The sequence below is a fragment of the Photorhabdus heterorhabditis genome (assembly GCF_001280945.1).
Lineage (GTDB): Bacteria > Pseudomonadota > Gammaproteobacteria > Enterobacterales > Enterobacteriaceae > Photorhabdus > Photorhabdus heterorhabditis.
In genome coordinates, this window is sequence record NZ_LJCS01000033.1 from 1 (window position 1) to 19,325 (window position 19,325).

At 43.4% G+C, this 19,325-nt stretch carries 15 protein-coding genes; 4 read left to right on the forward strand and 11 right to left on the reverse strand.

All coding sequences use genetic code 11. From position 1 onward, the window contains the following. The first annotated feature begins 490 nt into the window (after positions 1-490). Entirely contained in the window at positions 491-1,696 is a 1,206-nt protein-coding gene (gene tyrP / locus AM629_RS12355) for a tyrosine transporter TyrP (RefSeq protein ID WP_054479351.1), read from the forward strand. Positions 1,697-1,752: 56 nt separating this feature from the next. On the opposite strand, the gene AM629_RS12360 is transcribed toward tyrP, so the two are convergent. After that, positions 1,753-2,295 (reverse strand): YfaZ family outer membrane protein, encoded by a 543-nt coding sequence (locus AM629_RS12360; protein ID WP_054479352.1) that lies wholly within the window; start codon positions 2,293-2,295, stop codon positions 1,753-1,755. Between the two features lie 274 nt (positions 2,296-2,569). On the opposite strand from AM629_RS12360, the gene AM629_RS12365 reads away from it, so the two are divergent. Next, positions 2,570-4,012: a catalase gene (locus AM629_RS12365; RefSeq protein WP_054479354.1), complete on the forward strand. Its 1,443-nt coding sequence runs from the start codon at positions 2,570-2,572 to the stop codon at positions 4,010-4,012. Positions 4,013-4,323: 311 nt separating this feature from the next. Here the strand turns inward: AM629_RS12365 and menE are convergent, their stop codons facing one another. Genes menE through menD form a run of 5 tightly spaced genes read right to left on the reverse strand, consistent with a single transcriptional unit; the run spans position 4,324 to position 9,992 of the window. Next, complete coding sequence (gene menE / locus AM629_RS12370; RefSeq protein WP_054479356.1) at positions 4,324-5,724, reverse strand: o-succinylbenzoate--CoA ligase; 1,401 nt, start codon at positions 5,722-5,724, stop codon at positions 4,324-4,326. Next, positions 5,712-6,683, reverse strand: a complete 972-nt coding sequence (menC, locus tag AM629_RS12375) for an o-succinylbenzoate synthase (protein WP_054479413.1) — start codon at positions 6,681-6,683, stop codon at positions 5,712-5,714. The genes menE and menC overlap by 13 nt, the downstream gene beginning before the upstream one ends. After that, positions 6,683-7,540: a 1,4-dihydroxy-2-naphthoyl-CoA synthase gene (gene menB, locus AM629_RS12380; RefSeq protein WP_054479358.1), complete on the reverse strand. Its 858-nt coding sequence runs from the start codon at positions 7,538-7,540 to the stop codon at positions 6,683-6,685. Before menB ends, menC begins: the two co-directional genes overlap by 1 nt. A gap of 2 nt (positions 7,541-7,542) precedes the next feature. After that, entirely contained in the window at positions 7,543-8,322 is a 780-nt protein-coding gene (gene menH, locus AM629_RS12385; RefSeq protein WP_054479415.1) for a 2-succinyl-6-hydroxy-2,4-cyclohexadiene-1-carboxylate synthase, read from the reverse strand. Further along, a complete protein-coding gene (gene menD, locus AM629_RS12390) occupies positions 8,319-9,992 on the reverse strand; it encodes a 2-succinyl-5-enolpyruvyl-6-hydroxy-3-cyclohexene-1-carboxylic-acid synthase (protein WP_054479360.1) in 1,674 nt (557 codons plus the stop codon). Before menD ends, menH begins: the two co-directional genes overlap by 4 nt. A 1,173-nt stretch (positions 9,993-11,165) precedes the next feature. Between menD and AM629_RS12395 the strand changes: the two genes are divergently transcribed. Next, entirely contained in the window at positions 11,166-12,392 is a 1,227-nt protein-coding gene (locus AM629_RS12395; protein ID WP_054479362.1) for an alpha-xenorhabdolysin family binary toxin subunit A, read from the forward strand. A 45-nt stretch (positions 12,393-12,437) separates the two neighbouring features. Further along, on the forward strand, positions 12,438-13,499 hold the full coding sequence (locus AM629_RS12400; RefSeq protein ID WP_054479364.1) for an alpha-xenorhabdolysin family binary toxin subunit B: 1,062 nt from the start codon (positions 12,438-12,440) through the stop codon (positions 13,497-13,499). A 130-nt stretch (positions 13,500-13,629) separates the two neighbouring features. Here the strand turns inward: AM629_RS12400 and nuoN are convergent, their stop codons facing one another. From nuoN to nuoJ, 5 genes are read right to left on the reverse strand one after another with little or no spacing between them, the layout of a single operon-like run. Further along, on the reverse strand, positions 13,630-15,087 hold the full coding sequence (gene nuoN / locus AM629_RS12405; protein WP_054479366.1) for an NADH-quinone oxidoreductase subunit NuoN: 1,458 nt from the start codon (positions 15,085-15,087) through the stop codon (positions 13,630-13,632). A 6-nt stretch (positions 15,088-15,093) separates the two neighbouring features. Next, positions 15,094-16,614, reverse strand: a complete 1,521-nt coding sequence (gene nuoM, locus AM629_RS12410; RefSeq protein ID WP_054479368.1) for an NADH-quinone oxidoreductase subunit M — start codon at positions 16,612-16,614, stop codon at positions 15,094-15,096. Positions 16,615-16,634: 20 nt separating this feature from the next. Beyond that, complete coding sequence (gene nuoL / locus AM629_RS12415) at positions 16,635-18,482, reverse strand: NADH-quinone oxidoreductase subunit L (protein ID WP_054479371.1); 1,848 nt, start codon at positions 18,480-18,482, stop codon at positions 16,635-16,637. Then, on the reverse strand, positions 18,479-18,781 hold the full coding sequence (nuoK, locus tag AM629_RS12420) for an NADH-quinone oxidoreductase subunit NuoK (RefSeq protein ID WP_015833671.1): 303 nt from the start codon (positions 18,779-18,781) through the stop codon (positions 18,479-18,481). Before nuoK ends, nuoL begins: the two co-directional genes overlap by 4 nt. Further along, positions 18,778-19,323 (reverse strand): NADH-quinone oxidoreductase subunit J, encoded by a 546-nt coding sequence (nuoJ, locus tag AM629_RS12425; RefSeq protein ID WP_054479373.1) that lies wholly within the window; start codon positions 19,321-19,323, stop codon positions 18,778-18,780. Before nuoJ ends, nuoK begins: the two co-directional genes overlap by 4 nt. Between the last annotated feature and the right edge of the window lie 2 nt (positions 19,324-19,325).

A 19,325-nucleotide genomic window follows, 5' to 3' on the forward strand; every position in this document is an offset into this window, starting at 1 on the left:
CTTTCCACAGAGAATATTGATGATTTAATAGTGACATCATCAAACTATTCTAATGTGAAATTAATTGACCGTCAGAATGAATAGTGTGAAATGTGATCAGCGATCAGTTATTTACTGCTGTTAATGGTGAATTAGATATATTAAATTCCGAAAAATCACGATAAGACTGGAGATATTGTTTCCTTACGCCCGACCTGACTCTTTCAGTTTTCGTGTGATGGTATTACGCCGATAGCCTGGCAATCGGGCCATAGCAAGCTCCTATAATGAAAATAAATATTATTTAAGTTTTAATAAAATCTGGCTTTTTTAAAATTAATAGAACAAGTAACTTTTTCTATTTAATAAAATACATAACTCAGATTAATACAAAAATATAGAATGTAATTATTTATTTACACTTAGTGTAACCATTATTTGACAGAAATAAATTGATCCTTTAGCCTACCTTTCTATAACTATTTCAATCAATTCAGAAACAGAGGAAAGCGTGAAGAATCGCACTCTTGGCAGTATTTTCATCGTAGCGGGAACAACAATTGGTGCAGGAATGCTGGCTATGCCACTGGCGGCGGCGGGTGTTGGCTTTGGTACAACGTTTGTGATGTTAGTCGCTCTTTGGGTTTTAATGAGCTATACCGCTTTATTGCTGGTGGAAGTTTACCAGTACAACCCGGCAAATACCGGGTTGGGAACACTAGCAAAACGCTATCTGGGGCGCGGCGGTCAATGGCTTACCGGTTTCAGTATGCTATTCCTGATGTATGCTCTGACAACAGCTTATATCAGTGGTGCCGGAGAATTGCTATCAGGCAGCCTCTCTTCATGGCTGGATAAACCTGTTTCCGTATCATTTGGGATACTGACTTTCACTATTGTGGCCGGCGGCGTTGTTTCTATTGGTACGCAATCTGTTGATATGGTGAACCGCCTGTTGTTTACCGCAAAAATCATCTTCCTGATTATTATGCTGACAGTCATGATGCCCCATATAAAAAGTACTAACTTGCTCTCAATGCCTTTGGAGCGGGGCTTAGTATTATCTGCCATTCCTGTAGTATTCACCTCTTTTGGCTTTCACGGCAGTGTGCCAAGTATTGTGAGTTATATGGGGGGCGATACCCGTAAGTTACGCAAGATATTTGTCATCGGGAGTGCTATCCCACTGGCGGCTTATATCCTGTGGCAATTAACCACACTGGGAGCAATTTCTTCCCATACTTTTGTCGGAATTCTGTCAGAACAATCGGGGTTAAATGGACTATTACAAGCGGTGAGAGAAGTTGTCGCGACTCCTCGAGTAGAGCTTGCTGTCCATCTATTTGCCGACTTAGCTCTAGCAACCTCATTTCTTGGCGTCTCTTTAGGTTTGTTCGATTACATAGCAGATCTGTTCAAACTCCGCAAAAATGCGACAGGCCGCCTGCAAACAGGTGTAGTGACTTTTGTTCCACCGTTACTTTGCGCTTTATACTATCCAAACTTTGTTATGGCTCTGACTTTCGCGGCAGTAGCGCTGTCTATTCTCGCTCTGCTTTTGCCTTCAATGCTGGCATGGCGTAGCCGCCAAATTGAACAAAGAGCTTATCGGGTCAAAGGCGGAAAGCCCACTTTGGTTCTAGTGTTTCTTTGCGGGATTGCCGTTATTGCTATCCAGATTGGTATTGTTAGCGGATTACTGCCAGAAGTGGGTTAATCAGGCATGGAAATTGTCCACATCAGAAATAGTGTGGACAATTTCATAAAAGTGGATCAGAAATTCAAACCGACACCAACATAAAATCCATCAGCCAGTTTGTTATCCCGATCCCCCTCTTTCCCTCTCATATTCATCATTCGATAACCTGCATCCACTGTCAGCGGTTTAAATACTGTAAAACGCAAACCCCCATTTGCCTCAGTATAAGAATCAATACCGGAAGTTAAACCAGACGGAGCACCGTAAACTTCACCATACAGGGATAAAGACGGTGTAACAGCCCAGCTCAAACCGACGCCTCCAGCCAATGCCCCGCCATCTTTTCCATCTTTAGGTGATAAATAAAGCGCTTTACCGCCAACACTGGCGGTTAACGGACCAACAGGCAGGCTAAATGCGGTGCCAAAACTTCCCAAGTGCCCATTATGATCACTACGTGCCCAGTTACCATTAAAAGATAATCCAGCACTATTATCACCAATTGCAGCTGAAGTATTGGTAAAATGACGACCAGCTTGAAGATTAATAGAAATCGCATTTGCTGATCCAGTAATTAATAACAAACTGGTCGTTCCCGCAATAAGATAAGCCTTCATGATATTTCCCCTTTATTTACTTAATCTTAAGTATTTTACTTAAACACAATTCAATCAATGGACAACAAAAACAAATGAATCATCTATACTTACTAAATATGTGTGGATTTGTTTATTGAGTTTATTTAATGCAATCATTACTCATATAAAATAATTTTTCTACTCAACAATAAAGAAAAAAATAATATCAGAATAAAATTTTAATCTGTTGACCAAAACATTTTCCTTATCAGCGATCCCGCTGTTTTTTTTCATGTAAAACAGGAGAAGTGTGATGAAAAAGAGAGGACTTACAACGGTTGCAGGAGCTCCCGTCGTTGACAACAATAACGTCATTACCGCAGGACAACGCGGCCCTATGATGTTGCAGGATGTTTGGTTTTTAGAAAAACTGGCCCATTTTGATCGTGAAGTTATTCCAGAGCGTCGTATGCACGCCAAAGGCTCTGGAGCTTATGGAACCTTTGTTGTCACTAACGATATCACCAAATATACCCGTGCTAAGATTTTCTCTGAAATAGGCAAAAAAACAGAAATGTTTGCCCGTTTTTCAACAGTAGCCGGTGAACGCGGAGCAGCCGACGCTGAACGTGATATTCGTGGTTTTGCACTCAAATTCTATACAGAAGAAGGTAACTGGGATTTAGTGGGTAACAATACGCCGGTATTTTATCTTCGTGATCCCCTGAAATTCCCAGATCTTAACCATGTTGTTAAACGTGATCCACATACCAACTTACGTAATCCTGCCTATAAATGGGATTTTTTCTCTCACCAGCCTGAATCACTGCACCAACTAACCATTGATTTCAGTGACCGTGGTATGCCTAAATCTTTCCGTCATATGCACGGTTTTGGTAGCCATGCATTCAGCTTTATCAACTCAGATAATGAACGTTTCTGGGTGAAATTCCATTTCCGTTGCCAGCAAGGCATTAAGAACTTAATGGATGAAGAAGCGGAAGCGCTAGTCGGTAAAGATCGTGAAAGTTCTCAGCGCGACTTGTTTACAGCCATTGAACAAGGCGATTATCCGCGCTGGAAACTGAAAGTTCAGATAATGCCAGAAAAAGAAGCGGCTACAGTACCATACAACCCATTTGATCTGACAAAAGTCTGGCCTCACGGCGACTATCCAATGATCGAAGTCGGTTATTTCGAGCTGCACCGTAACCCTGAAAACTATTTCTCAGAAGTTGAACAAGCCGCGTTTAACCCTGCTAATGTCATACCCGGTATTAGTTTCTCCCCTGATAAGATGTTACAGGGTCGCCTGTTCTCTTATGGTGATGCTCAACGTTATCGTCTTGGCGTTAACCACCATCAAATTCCGGTCAATACTCCTCGTTGTCCGTTCCATAATTATCACCGTGATGGTGCAATGCGTGTCGACGGTAACAGCGGCAATACTGTGACTTATGAACCAAACAACGCTGGGTTGTTCCAGGAACAACCTGAATTCAAACATCCATCATTAGCTTTAGAAGGAGATGCTGACAACTGGAACCATCGTCAAGATGAAGATTATTTCAGCCAGCCTCGTAGACTGTTTATGTTAATAAACAGTAAAGAGCATCAACGTATGTTTGATCGTATCGCCAGTGAGCTATCGCAAGCACATGAAGATACTCAACGTCGTCAGGTTGAGCTATTTAGAAAAGTTCACCCAGAATACGGTGATGGTGTTGAAAAAGCCCTGAAAAAAATCAAAGGCTAATTTCTAGCAACGCTGTTCTTTAACAATCTCTGCCCATTATTACACGATAAATAATGGGCAGTAGCAGAGTTCAATTCCTATTTACATCATCAGCTTTTGCCACATCATAGATAACTCTGTGACCGGGGTGAGTGAGTGCAGCCAACAAAGAGGCAACTTGAAAGATAACAGGTATAGATGGATATATGATTTTTTCATTACCCCAGATAGTGAGTCCAAAAGATGGCAGGATAATTTGTTATCATTTATGTTTAATATTGCACTCAGAGATGGATATCCATCTCACCACACAAAATACAAATCAAAATAGCTCAATATAAACCTGGCAAATCCAACACCCATTTTTTGATTTGCTGACGGGAAATTTTAATACCGCTATTTTTAAACTGATGAGGTAACAGATAGTAAGCCACTGGACGCTGAAAAGAAGCCAGTTTATCAATCAGCCATTCGGGCAATGAATCAATGACCTCAGATGAATTACTGTCGATAACAACAGCGGGACGATAACCAAATTCAGGATCGGGTACAGGAACAGCAAAACTTTGCTTTACTTGTGGATAGGTATTAATCACCCGCTCAATTTCTTCCGGTTGAATGCCTTCTCCACCGCTGAAAAATTGATTATCCATCCGGCCAAGTATTCGTAATTCACCATTTTGCCTCATTCCCCGATCTCGGGTATGAAACCAACCATCACTATCAGTCAATGGTTGTAATTTACCATCCAGCCAATATCCTCTGGCAAGGCTATCAGAACGAATATGAATTTCCTCATTTATCAACCGAATTTCCTTACCCGGCAGTGGATTTCCCACACCAGAAAACTCATCTGCTCGTTTAACACATACCGTTGAAGCCAGTTCCGTCAAGCCATAACCACACCAACAACGAATGCCTCTCCGTTCTGCCCTTTGAGTCAATGCAACCGGGATCATAGCACCACCCAAAAGCACTTCTTTCAAATTTGGTAGCGGATTTTGTGACTGCTCCAGTAACCGCCAGAGCTGAGTCGGCACTAATGAAGCATGTGTACAATCTGCCAAAGCATGCTCCAGTGGATTAATATTTCTCAGTACCAAAGAAGCTCCTTTCATTAACCAGCGCCAAATAATCCCCTGACCAGATACATGAAACAACGGCAATGAAAGCAACCAACTATCTTGCTGTTGGAAATTCATCACAGAAAGTACATCCTGCGCACTAGCAAGATGGGCATAGATTGAATGAACAGCCGCTTTAGGCAATCCAGAAGAGCCGGAAGTCAAAATCATACTGGCTGGGCGCATTGCATCCCATGCAGCAGCACTATCATCAGAATTCAGTGAGTTACTTTGCCAATTAAGAGGACTGGAATTTATAACGAGCAAATCATCACCACAGAAATCAGCAACAAAATCAATCTTCAAATGTGGCAGTAATTCAGACAGGAGTATTTCAGGCAATTGAGGATTCAGTGGCAACACCCGCGCACCACACTGTAGTGCTGCAAGATAACAAAACAGCATCTCTTCGCTATTTTTCCCCCGCAGCATGACTCCGCTTCCTTCAACGACCCCCTGTTGGCGAAAATTGGCCGCTATTGCATCCAAAGAAGTCACCAACTGATGCCAGTTTAGAGAGCGATTAGGCAATCTGATGGCAATATGTTCAGGATTAAGAGATGCCCAGTAGCGCCACGGCCACTGGGTAAATGGATTTAACTGCACCATGCGATTTCTAACTCGTCCAATCCTTTTACTGGAATCGTGCTACCCGGCCAACAACGCACTAACTGAAACTGAATCAATTCCAGCGTATCCAACCCAGGAATAGTCGCAGGCGTCAACCAATGAGCAATGCGGGCAAGCTGACTCAGGCCGAAACTGGTTTCAATACTGGAGCTGATCACCGCCTCTAATCCAGCATTGTGCGCAGCTGAAATCAACTGACAACAGCGGGTAAGACTGCCAACTAACGTGGGTTTGATAACAATAGCGGCAACCCCTTTCTGAGCCTCTACTTTAAAGCCTTCATCACGGACACTTTCATCCCATGCAATGGCGATCCCTGTATCACGGGCAAAAGCAAGCGATTCTTTCGCGGTTTGACAAGGTTCTTCCAAAAAGGCAATTCGGTGGCGGTAATCAGGATTCACATATTTAGCAAAGCCATCCGCTTTAACACGATTCCAACTACGGTTAGCATCCAGCCGCAAAGCTAAATCCGGTACTGCTTCCAACAGAACATTAACCACCATACCGTCACGTACTGCTTCATACAGCCCGACTTTTACCTTGGCGATTTTTTGCCCACTCATTTCACTGAGACGAACAATCAGTTCATCAGGATCACCATTACACAGTGGTGCTTTCCGGTAATCAGCTTCTTCCGGCAATTTACTCTGTAATTCAGCTATTGCGCAGCTAATTCCAAATGCCACAGAAGGTAATTCACTTTCGTCAGACTCAGCACCAAGACACCACTGTTTAAGCCATGTCGTAGCAGTTTCACCCGCCTGCTCAAGCGTTTCCTTGCTGAATTCGGGCAGAGGTGCAATTTCACCCCATCCCTGTTGACCATTTTCCTGCAAGTGAACCAGAAAGCCGTCACGGGTTTTAAGCCGCTGATATCGCAGGACAACGCCTGTTTCCATCGGCAAGCTGAATCGGTATAAAGTTGCGGTACGCATCATGGGTTACGTTTAAATTTGCTGAAATCAGGGTTGCGTTTCTCATTGAAGGCATTTCGTCCCTCTTGACTTTCTTCTGTCATGTAGAAAAGCATCGTGGCGTTACCTGCCAGTTCCTGCAATCCAGATTGACCATCACAGTCAGCATTCAGAGCAGATTTCAAGCAACGCAGAGCCATTGGACTATTTTCCAACATTTCACGGCACCAACGAACAGTCTCTTTTTCCAGATCCGCGTAAGGTACAACCGTGTTAACCAGCCCCATCTCTAACGCTTGTTTAGCATCATACTGACGACACAGGAACCAGATTTCGCGCGCTTTTTTCTGACCGACAATTCGCGCCATATAAGACGCCCCCCAACCGCCGTCAAAAGAGCCAACTTTAGGCCCGGTCTGACCAAAAATAGCGTTATCAGCGGCAATAGTCAGATCACACACCAAATGCAATACATGACCGCCACCAATAGCATAGCCAGCAACCATAGCAACAACCGGTTTTGAGCAATTACGGATTTGGCGCTGAAAATCCAATACATTCAGGTGATGCATACCATTGGCATCCTTATAGCCTCCGTAGTCACCCCGGATTTTCTGATCACCACCAGCACAAAAGGCTTTTTCACCCATACCGGTTAGAATAATCACACCGATAGAACCATCATAACGGGCATCATCTAATGCCTGCATCATCTCTTTAACCGTCAACGGACGGAACGCATTACGTACTTGCGGGCGATTGATGGTGATTTTAGCAATGCCATCGGTGGATTTGTGATAAAGAATATCTTCAAACCCTTCGGAACAGTCCTGCCATTCAATTTGGGCGTAAAGTTCTTCTTCGCTCGGGTAAATCATACTCATAATTCCTTATAATCAAAGAGTGATAAAAAATGGTTTACTGCCGTAGCAAACGCTGTCGCGTTCGCTCTGTGGCCATTATGCCCAACATGCTGAATAGTTTGCAGGGGTAAGGCATAATGTTCTGCCAATTGCTGGAATTTCTTATCATTTTCGCCGCACAAGTACATGAAAGGTAATGTCAGTTGTTGCAGTACAGGAACCAACCAAGGTTGATGTCCAAGCGAAGTATTTTCCAGCATATCAGCCACACAATTGCCATTATTCTGGCGGCGTACTTTAATCAGTTGCTGGCGCTGTTCAGGTAATAGATCAGAAAATACTGTCTGCTGATACCAATCAGACAAAACTTGTTCAATCGGCTGGGAACGAAAACGTCTGGCCCAACCTCTATCGTGGTTGAGACGATCATTGCGCTCCCGCCGGGAAAGCAAACCCGGGTTTCCGCCTTCAACCAGCAACCCACATAGCCCCCGAATATCACCATAACAGGCATAATTCATAGCAATGCGTCCACCCAAGGAGTAACCAATCAACCAATATTGATCAATTTGCTGTTCTCTTAACGTTTCCGACAAAAGACGATTCATATCTGTGAAATCTTTTATCTGCACCTCTGCGGAATCGCCGTGACCGGGTAAATCTATTATCAATGAGGGATACTGAGCACACCGCTTCACTAATGGCAACCATTCATCACCACGGCCCAATAATCCATGCAACCAAACCAGCCACGGGCGATCATTGTGACTGTTGAACTTATGGCAAACCAGATTCACAGCATAACCACCTGTTTTAAAAGCTGTTGCAAACACTCAGCGCCTTCTCTATCTGGTACTTTCAGTTCAATCAATGTCGTTTCATTTTGTTGCCATGCTTGTTCAGTACACTGCTTCAAGTCAGTCCAGCTTTGTGGGCTAACATATTTCAGGCCAAACATAGCGGCAGCATGATCAAAATTGACGTATTGAGGCATGCAGTAAAAACGCTGTCTTTCCTCTTCCGGCGTCGGCAGTAAAGAGAAAATTTGTCCACCGTTATTATTAACGACGATTAATACTGTTGAAGAGGAAGGATGACGCAATAATGCCAGGCTATTCAAATCATAAAGGGCAGATAAATCACCAATAATAGCCAAAGTTGGTTTTGCCGTTGCTCGCTGTACGCCTGCCACAGTAGAAATCAATCCATCAATACCGCTTGCCCCTCGGTTACTGTAGACCGGATAGCCTGCTGGCAATTGTCCCAATGCATCTATCAGACGAACTATCAGACTGTTACCCACAAATAACTGCCCGTATTCAGGTAATAATTCATTCAATCGATAAGCCACAGCTGCTTCACTGAATTTCCCTGCCAGTGCTGCCCTGACGCAATTAACCGCTTTCTCTGACCAGATTATAAGCTCTTCTGCCCACGGTGTACGCGATTGTGCCGGGTGAACCAGTAACCAGTCAGCAATATTACAGGTTAATTTTCTGCCACGATGATTAGCGGGATCAAGCCGCCCCGGTATTGCATCAATAATCCAGAACTCCTCTGGCTGACATTTAGCTTGCCACTGTAACAAACGTTTTCCTGTCAGGCTGGAACCAAACTGCACTACCAATTGCGCCTGAGCTAAAATTTCCTGTGCATGAGGATTATTCAACCATAAATCGGCGCAAGGTAATGGCTGGCCGGTTTGTGAAAGCGCATTGCCAATCAACGGCCAGCCCAATGTCTTTGCCCATTTAGCCACCTTAACGCCCTCTTGAGCACTCATTCGACCCGCCAATACAATGCCCTGCTTCTGTTGCCAATAGTGCCAATCCTGAACTTCTGCCACAACATTCGCGACTGGTTGACTCAACCAAGGTTTGTTGCTTTTCCACCAATCGCCTAACTGTCGCAACCACTCATCATATGGAGGTTCTTCATTACCATATAATGGCTCGGCAAATGGGCAATTAATATGCAAAGCGCCATGTTGCAAATTCGCCATAGCATGATCTATAACAGAAACTAGCCAGCTCGCCGTTATATCAGCTGTTGGTCTTGGCAAAGAAATTGTTTGGCATGGATGAGAAGCAAAAATACCATTCTGACGGATAGCCTGATTCGCACCACAATCCATCAATTCTGGAGGCCGATCGGCAGTAAGGAAAACGATCCGTTCGCCCGTCAAACTGGCTTCAATTAATGCAGGATAGAGGTTTGCCACTGCGGTCCCAGAAGTCACGATAACAGCAACAGGCTCTTTACTTGCTTTGGACAATCCCAGTGCCAGATGTCCTAATCCGCGTTCGTCAAAATGAGTATGACAAATCAGTTTGTTATTTGACGCGGCGGCCATTGTTAAAGGTGTGGAACGTGAACCTGGCGCAATGCAAACATGACGTAATCCGTAGCGAGTAAGTGCTTCCAATAAAAGTTCCGCCCAGCGGCGGTTAAATGCGCTGTTTGACATATTTTACTCAGAAAATATTTATAAAAGCTGACTATCAGTATACTAACGACATGGATAATTATTTCTTTATCCTAGTTCAATGAATTGACAGTTAATCGGAAAACATTTTTGCTAACTTACTCACCTTTCAGTAACGATCCCAGGCATTCAGCCCCCAGATCTGTGGAAACTGACTTGCAGCCAGTAAGTACTGCAATCGGTTGTCAGAAGAAATGAAATCTGTTGGGTATATGCAATTTACAAAAAAACGGTTCTTTTATTTACTACGAAAAATTTACTAAATAAATACCGTTATTATCAACCAAGAAATAAACATTTATATTTTGAAAAAACATTTTCTATAAAAATATATTTTATTTGCACAATAGCCAAATGGAATTATAAAAACATACACCTTATTTGTTAATTTTAACCATTATATGAACAATTAAGGATTTAATTAAGATATTATATACCTGTTATCTTTCAAGTTGCCTCTTTGTTGGCTGCACTCACTCACCCCGGTCACAGAGTTCTCTATGACATAGTTATCTATGCTCCCGGGGATTCGCTCCCTTGCCGTCTCGATGCATCTTGAAATCTATTGGGCATAAATCAAAACCTTTATTCAATGACTTAAGGTAAATAGAACACAATTCCATCTATTTTTTAAACAAGCCATAAATAATAAATTAAAAAACACCTGACTTACTCTTTACAAGAATACCATATTAACTACCTTTTAAATTAAAAATATAGAGATCATGTAATCACCACGCCATAAAAATACAACCAATTGTTTTAAATGAATTTTTTTAAAAAACACATTTAAATAATTTATATTTCTACATTCTAATGTCAATAAAAAAAAGATATTTAATCCATATAAACAAGAAAGAAAAAATAATATTTTTACATTAAATTAATAAAATAATAATTTACGCTATTTAATTCCATATATCAGATATAAAAAAACCATGAATAATTTTATTTAAAATTAATAGTCATGTAAAAAAATATTTAATAAAACTCATGAATTAAACTATTTTTTCAACAATCAACCCCATAAACTTATGTATTTTTAATTAAGATTATTCAATAAAAAATACAACGTGAATTTAACAACATGAGTATTATGACTTCCGGTTGTGCCTTGATGTATTTAATAATTTTTCAATAAAGCAAGAACTATTAATGGAGAAATATATGTTATTAGCTCAACTTCCAGAGGAAAAGATACTGAACGAAACAGATATTCCCTTAGCTACCTTACAATTACTGACTGGTAAACAAGAAGGTGTTGCACGCCCCGGCGGAATATTTACCAAAGAAGACCTGATTAATATCAAACTATATGTTAAGAAAGGGCTATCACTACCTTTTAATATTGAGCAAGTGAAAAGTTATCTTGGCTACCAACAAGTCAATATCGCTGGATTAGAACCCGAGGATATTCATGCCTTATTTGAAGAAATCCGTACCCACTCACTTAGCTGGAGTGAAGTAGAAAAAGATGTTCTGCAACAGAGCATAGATCTAGAAGTTGTTGGTAAACAAATTACCGAAACCGGAGATAATATAATCAGTATTATCAATGAGATGCCAATTATTGAACGTATCAAGAAAAAATTGGGAAACATCTCAAATAGACAACTTGCCGAGATAACCTACACCCACGAAGACAAAGAAGTCTCATATGCTCTGGGAGAAATCCTCGACACCATGAAGAACGACATCGAGAAACAACGGCAGAAAACCGAAAAGGTCAAAAACGAAGTATCCGATTTTAAATTAAAACTTATCGGCGGCAGACTGACAAACGGCAGTATTGCTATGGGCTTACAACCACAGGTTGAAAGCAAAAGAAAGCTAATGAAAGACAATAAAATGTCGGTCAACATTGAAGATCTGGACGAAAAGATCATCGAGAAAAAAGCAGAAATCGACCAACTTAGGCAAGATTACAACAAATTTGTGGGTCTGGCTTTTTCCGGTATCGCCGGAGGGATTATAGGTCTTGCGATTACTGGCGGCATCTTTGGCTCCAAAGCAGAAGAAGTACGAAAGCGGAAAAACATGCTGATCGAAGAAGTGCGTAGCCTGGAAGAAAACATTAAAGGTAAACGCTCACTGCAAAAATCCATTACTAATTTATCCCTTGATTTTAGCGATATGGATACCCGTTTGTTGGATGCAGAAGTCGCACTAAATCATTTGGATTACATGTGGCAATCCATGCTGACCCAGCTCAATGCCTCTAAAGATAAATTCACCCAAATTAACGATGCACTAAACCTGACCTCTTTTATAACTAAATTCCAGCAAGTAATAAGCCCCTGGAAAGAGGTAGAAGGTTCCGCCAAACAATTAGTCAAGGTTTTCGATGAAGCGTTGAAAGAATACAAACATCGCTATAACTAATCGTTTCCCGTATTACACAGAATTATAGAAAAAAGGAGCACAAAAATGACAGAAATCATCACTTTCCCTCAGAAAACTATTACTTATCCAGAAATCAGCGTAAAAACTTTGAGCCAAGCGGTGAAAAACATCTGGCGTTTAGCACACCAGCAAAAATCAGGCATTGAAATCATCCAGGAAAAAATTCTGCGGATAGGCGTATATAGCCGTGATATCGATGAAGCCGCTCGCGATTCTATACCTCAACTACAAGCCGTCCTGAGACAACTTCCTCCTCAAGACTATTTCCAAACTCTCATCGAAATTGATACCGCTCTGGAAAACCCTGAGCTGGATGAGGAGACACGAAATACCCTGTTGGAGGCTCGTTCAGAGGAGATCAGCAGTCTGAACAAAGATATCAAGAACGTCATTTCCAACTTACATAAAGAAGCTAACATAATGGCTAGCAAAATTGCCGATGTTCGCAATGTCATCATTGTAGAGCGCCTGGAGGAGAGTCTGAAAGAAGAGCAGGAAAGAAAAGAGGAATTACAGGCCGATATCACCCAGAAAGAGCAAAATAAGGCCAAACTGCTCCCAAATCGCAACAAAATCATCGAAAGCCAAGATATTATTCGCCAATATAATCTAGCCGATATGTTTAAGGACTATATTCCCAATGCCAGTGAACTGGACAAACTGAACCTGGATAGCCCTAAAAAAGAGCTTATCAAACAGGCGATCAAACAGGGTGTCGAGATCGCTAAAAAAATCCTAGGTCATATTTCCACCGGGCTGAAATATATTGAGCTAGCTGATGCCAGAATCAAATTAGACGCACAAATCTCTCAATTAGGCAAAGATTGCGACGATTTAAAAACCCAATTAAAAGGCGTAGAGCAACGGATTGCTGGTATAGAAAATGCGCATCAAATTGACAAAGAACGCACTACCCTACTACTCCAGGCAACTAAACTAGAACAGATATGGACTACCTTTGCCAACCAATTACAGGAAACAACAGACAATAAAACCAGCCAACAAGATTTGCCCAAACTTATAAACAACCAACTAGCTTTCCTTGATGATTTGGCACTGCAATATCACACAATGATACTGCACTAAGCGCAATTCCCTGCCCTTGATATAACCCGCATAGGGTGTCGTTCAAGATATTGAACGTAAAACAACCCGGTAAGGACAACCTTACCGGGTTTTAATTATTCCAAATAATTCATCACAATCGATTGATTATTTAGAGAATAATTTTCGCTTGCTGTATTACATCAATCAGCGGTTGAGGCCAGATACCTAACGCTAATACCAGTAATGCAGAAATCAGAACAACCATCCCACCGGCAGTCAATGCCCAGTTCCTTGGAGCATCACGGTTAAGGGCTTTCGGTGCAGGCAGGTACAAACTAACCATCACCCGTAGATAGTAATAAAGCCCAATAGCACTACCTACCACCACAGCACCAGTCAACCACCACAGTTCAGCCTTCACACCCAATACAATCACGTAGAACTTACCAATAAAGCCAAACGTCATTGGGATACCCGCCAGTGACAACATCATCACCGTCATAACTGCCGACAGGATAGGTTTATGCCAGAACAGGCCACGGTATGAGTAGAGGGAATCTGCATCTGGCCCTTTATATGGGCTGGACATTAAACTAACGACACCAAATGCACCGATACTGCTAAACAGATAACCTGCCAGATAGATACCCACTGTTTCTTCTGACAGCTGATGATTCTGTACCGCCACCATAGCCACCAGCAGATAACCTAAATGAGCAATAGAAGAATAACCGAGCAGGCGTTTAATATTAGTCTGCGTCAGCGCCATCAAGTTACCGAACAGCATAGAAGCAATCGCAATGATAGCTAATACCGTACGCAATGCTTCACTGTCTGCCATTGGTGCTTCAACAAACAGACGTATCACTACGGCAAAAATCGCTATCTTACTAGCTGTTGCCAGAAAGGTAGAAACCGGTGCAGGTGCTCCTTGATAGACGTCTGGTGTCCAGAGATGGAATGGTACCAGAGACAATTTGAAGCCAAGGCCAACAATCAACATACCCAGACCGGCCAGTATCAATGGTTGATAGATGTAACTGTCGGACAAACGATGCCCCAGCGCAGAAAAAGAGAGATCGCCCGATTCCGCATACAGCAATGCCATACCAAACAGCATAAAAGAAGAGGCTGCCGCAGACAGCAACATGTACTTAATAGCGGCTTCCAGCGGGCGTCTCTGACGATATGCATAGCCAATCAAACCAAACAACGGCAAAGTTAATAACTCAATGCCGATAAACAATGATGCCAGATGGTTTGCACAGGCCAGTAGAATACCGCCTACTGTTGCAATCAGCACCAGCAAGTAGAACTCTTCTTTATTATCTGGATAATTTTCCAACCAAGAATAGGCGAAAGTAGACGTTGCCAGACTCGCAACCAGCACCATACCAATATAGAGCATAGCATAGCTATCGACATGAACCAGCGGAGTGACATCCATTGCCTCCTGCTGTCCGACAAAATAGAGGGACAACAGCGCCAGGTTCAAACCTATCACGGTCAGAGTTGTATTAATAAAGTGATCGCGTCGCCACGCAATGGACAGCATCACAACGACTACCGTCAATCCGACGATCAACAGCGGTAACAGCGCGATCAGTTGTTGAGGAGTTATTGTCATGGCGAATTACGGCCTTGTAGTTGAAATTGAAGCTGAATACCAGGTCTGGACGTTATCCATCGCTGCCGCTGAAGTATCAAGGATAGGTTGTGGGTAGAAACCCATAATCACCAGTAATACCAACAGCACCATTACAATGGATATTTCTCGCATATCCATCCGTCTTAGTGGTTCATCTGATTTTGGCGTACCGTAATAAGCACGCTGCATCATATACAGCGCATAGACAGAAGCGAAAACCAGACCAAACACAGAAATCGTTATAATTAACGGAAATTCACTAAAACTACCAAACAGGATCATAAATTCACCGACGAAGTTACCGGTTCCCGGCATTCCCAGTGTCGCAACCGCAAAGGACAGCGATAACGCAGGCAAGAACTGCACACGTTTCCACAAGCCACCCATAAGATTCATATCACGGGTATGTAAGCGCTCATAAAGCTGACCACACAGAATAAACAGACCCGCAGCTGACAAACCATGAGCAATCATCTGAATAATTGCCCCCTGATAAGCAAGCTGGCTGCCAGAATAGATCGCGATTAACACAAACCCCATATGAGAGATACTGGTATAAGCAATCAAGCGCTTAATATCTGTCTGGCTAAATGCCATCCATGCACCATAGAAGATCCCAAGTATACCTAACCACATAGCGATAGGCGTAAACTCATGGGAAGCTTCCGGGAAGAGTGGCAAACCGAAACGCAACAAACCATAACCCGCTGTTTTCAGTAAGATACCTGCCAGGTCAACAGAACCCGCTGTTGGCGCCTGACTGTGCGCATCAGGTAACCACCCATGTAAAGGCACGACTGGCATTTTTACAGCAAAAGCAATGAAGAAGCCTAGCATCAGCAAGTATTGAACGGTATGTGACATCGGTGTATTCAGCAGTTTTTCATAGCTGAATGTCCATTCGCCCGTCGCGTTATAGTGGACCAGTACCAGTGCCATAATCGCAATTAGCATCACCAGACCACTCGCCTGGGTATAAATGAAAAACTTAGTCGCCGCAGTGATACGGGTCTTACCTCCTGAGCCTCTGTGGCCCCACAATGCAATCAGGAAGTACATCGGTACCAACATCATTTCCCAGAAAAAGAAAAACAGGAACATGTCGATAGCGAGGAACACCCCCATCACACCACCGAGTATCCACAGCAAGTTCAAGTGGAAGAAACCTTGATAAGGCTGATTCTCTGTCCAGGAACAGAGAATGGCCATCAGGCCCAGCAGTGCGGTCAATACCACCATCAGCAGAGATAAACCATCCAAAGCAAGGTGAATACTGATGCCAAAACGTGGAATCCACGGCATAAGAAATTCTGATTGCCATTGAGGTATTCCCTGCGGATTAGCCAAGGTATAGCCCCCCTGCAACCACAATTGCAGAGCGAGCACCAGAGTCAACCCCATCGAGATTAACGCTATCCAACGCGGTACACGGGTACCAAAGCGTTCAGCCTGCCAACTCAGCAGACCACCGATGAAGGGCATAAGAATTAGCCAAGGTAATAGCATGGCGCAATGTGTCCCTTAAATTAAACCAGTAGCAGCAGAGCTAAAACCAGCACTGCACCCAACCCCATAGAGGCAACGTACCAACGGACCTGTCCGTTTTCACTCAGGCTAAGACCTTTGTTACTCCAGCGTGATAACACTGCGGGAATATTCATTAGTGAATTTAGCGGATCGTTTCGCAATAAATGTGTAATGTTCTTGAACGGCTTAACAAATACCCAGTCATACAAAACATCAAAGCCCCAAGCATTAAACCACCATACAGACAGGAAACGGCCCGGAGAACTTTGTGCCACACTATTCACTAATCGACGTTTACCCAGATACAAGGCTACCGCCAGCAAAATACCGGCAACAGCAACCACACCGGAAATCACTTCCAACATCATTTTGCCTGTATCACTCGTTACATGGTCTTCCGGTAACACACCTACCAATGGTGGTACAATCAGCGCACCCACGAAGGTGGAGAGCACCAGTAATACCAGTAATGGCAGATGATGGGTAATACCTTTAACAGGGTGAGCTTTGGTTTTCGCTTCACCGTGGAACACAATGAAAATCATTCGGAAGGTATACAGTGACGTCATAAATGCACCAGCCAAACCCGCCAACATCAGGTTGATATGACCATGTGACATTGCCCCCCACAGAATTTCATCTTTACTGTAGAAACCCGCCGTGACAATGGGTAGTGCTGATAACGCCGCGCCACCAACCAAAAAGCAGATATAAACCAACGGAATGGATTTACGTAACCCACCCATTTTGAAAATATTCTGTTCGTGGTGACACGCCAGGATAACGGAGCCAGATGCCAGGAACAGCAACGCTTTAAAGAATGCGTGAGTCATCAAGTGGAAGATTGCAGCATCCCATGCCTGAACACCCAACGCCAGGAACATGTATCCAATTTGGCTCATCGTTGAATAAGCCAACACACGTTTAATATCTGTCTGCACCAGCGCAGCAAAACCAGCTAACACCAGAGTGATGGCACCGATAGTACCAACCAGTTGTAAAATCTCCGGCGCCATCAGGAACAGACCATGGCTGCGAGCAATCAGGTAAACCCCTGCGGTTACCATGGTTGCGGCGTGAATCAGCGCAGAAACGGGGGTCGGGCCTGCCATTGCATCGGCCAACCAGGTTTGTAACGGCAACTGAGCTGATTTACCTACTGCACCACCCAATAACATCAGCGTTGCCCAAGTAATCACAGAAGAACCCGCTTCCAGATGTTGCGGAGCCAAAACCGCTAACTCACGGAAGTTCAGTGTTCCCAGATTGTCATACAGAATGAACATGCCGATAGCTAGGAATACATCACCCACACGAGTAACGACAAAGGCTTTCATTGCGGCAGCACCGTTTGCTGGGTTGGTATAGTAGAAGCCAATCAGTAAATAACTGCACAGCCCTACCCCTTCCCAACCGAGATACATCAGCATCAAGTTATCCGCCAAAACCAGTATCACCATGCTGGCGATAAACAGGTTGGTATAAGCAAAGAAGCGAGAATACCCTTCTTCACCGCGCATATACCATGAAGCATACATATGGATCAGGAAACCAACGCCGGTTACCACACTCAGCATGGTAAGAGACAAACCATCAAGAACCAATGTGAAAGGAATACTGAAATTCCCAACTTCCATCCAGTTCCACAGGTTCTGGCTGTAAACCAGATCACCCGCCACATTCTGGCTGTTGAAATCAATAGCAACCCACAGAGTCACCAATGCAGCCAAGCCAATAGAACTAACCCCAACGGTGGCTGATGTGTTTTCAGACCAGCGGCCACGGGAAAATGCCAACAGCAAAAATCCTAACAGTGGCAACAGAATTGTTAAATAGAGTAAGTTCATCCGCGCATCTCACTGACTATATCAATATTCAGATTCTGGCGACGACGATAGAGCTGTAATAACAGCGCCAAGCCGATACTCGCCTCTGCTGCCGCCAAACTAATAGCCAGAATGAACATCACCTGACCATCTGGCTGGCCCCAATAGCTGCCTACCACAACAAAAGCCAGCGCCGCAGCATTAATCATCACTTCAAGCCCAATTAACATAAATAACAGATTGCGGCGGATGATAAGCCCAGTCAGGCCCAGAACAAATAAAATTGCCGCCAAAATCAGGCCATGTTGAAGAGGTATCATGGTTGTTCCTCCGAATTTCGGTTGCTGAGCACTTCACCTTGTTTGTGTTCACGACCAATGTGATACGCCACCACCATACCCGCCAGTAACAGCAAAGAAGCCAGTTCAACGGCCAGTACATACGGACCAAATAAACTGATACCCACTTCTTTAGCGCTGATAACTTCACCCGTGATATTGTCAGCAATATTGCCATGAGAAACATTGATAATGGCGTACACAAGTACGACAAGCAGCGCCGCTGACAATATACCTGGACCAATCCAGGTACGCGGCTTCAGCCAGATACGTTCTTGTTCAACAACAGACTTGCCAAGGTTAAGCATCATCACCACGAAAACGAACAGCACCATAATGGCCCCAGCGTAGACGATGATTTCCAGCGCACCAGCAAAGTAAGCACCCAGCGAAAAAAACACCGCTGAAAGTGCTAGCAGAGAAACAATCAGATACAAAAGCGCATGTACCGGATTAGTGTGGGTAATCACCCTGATAGTTGCCAATATAGCAACCAGTCCAGCGGTATAAAACGTAAACTCCATGA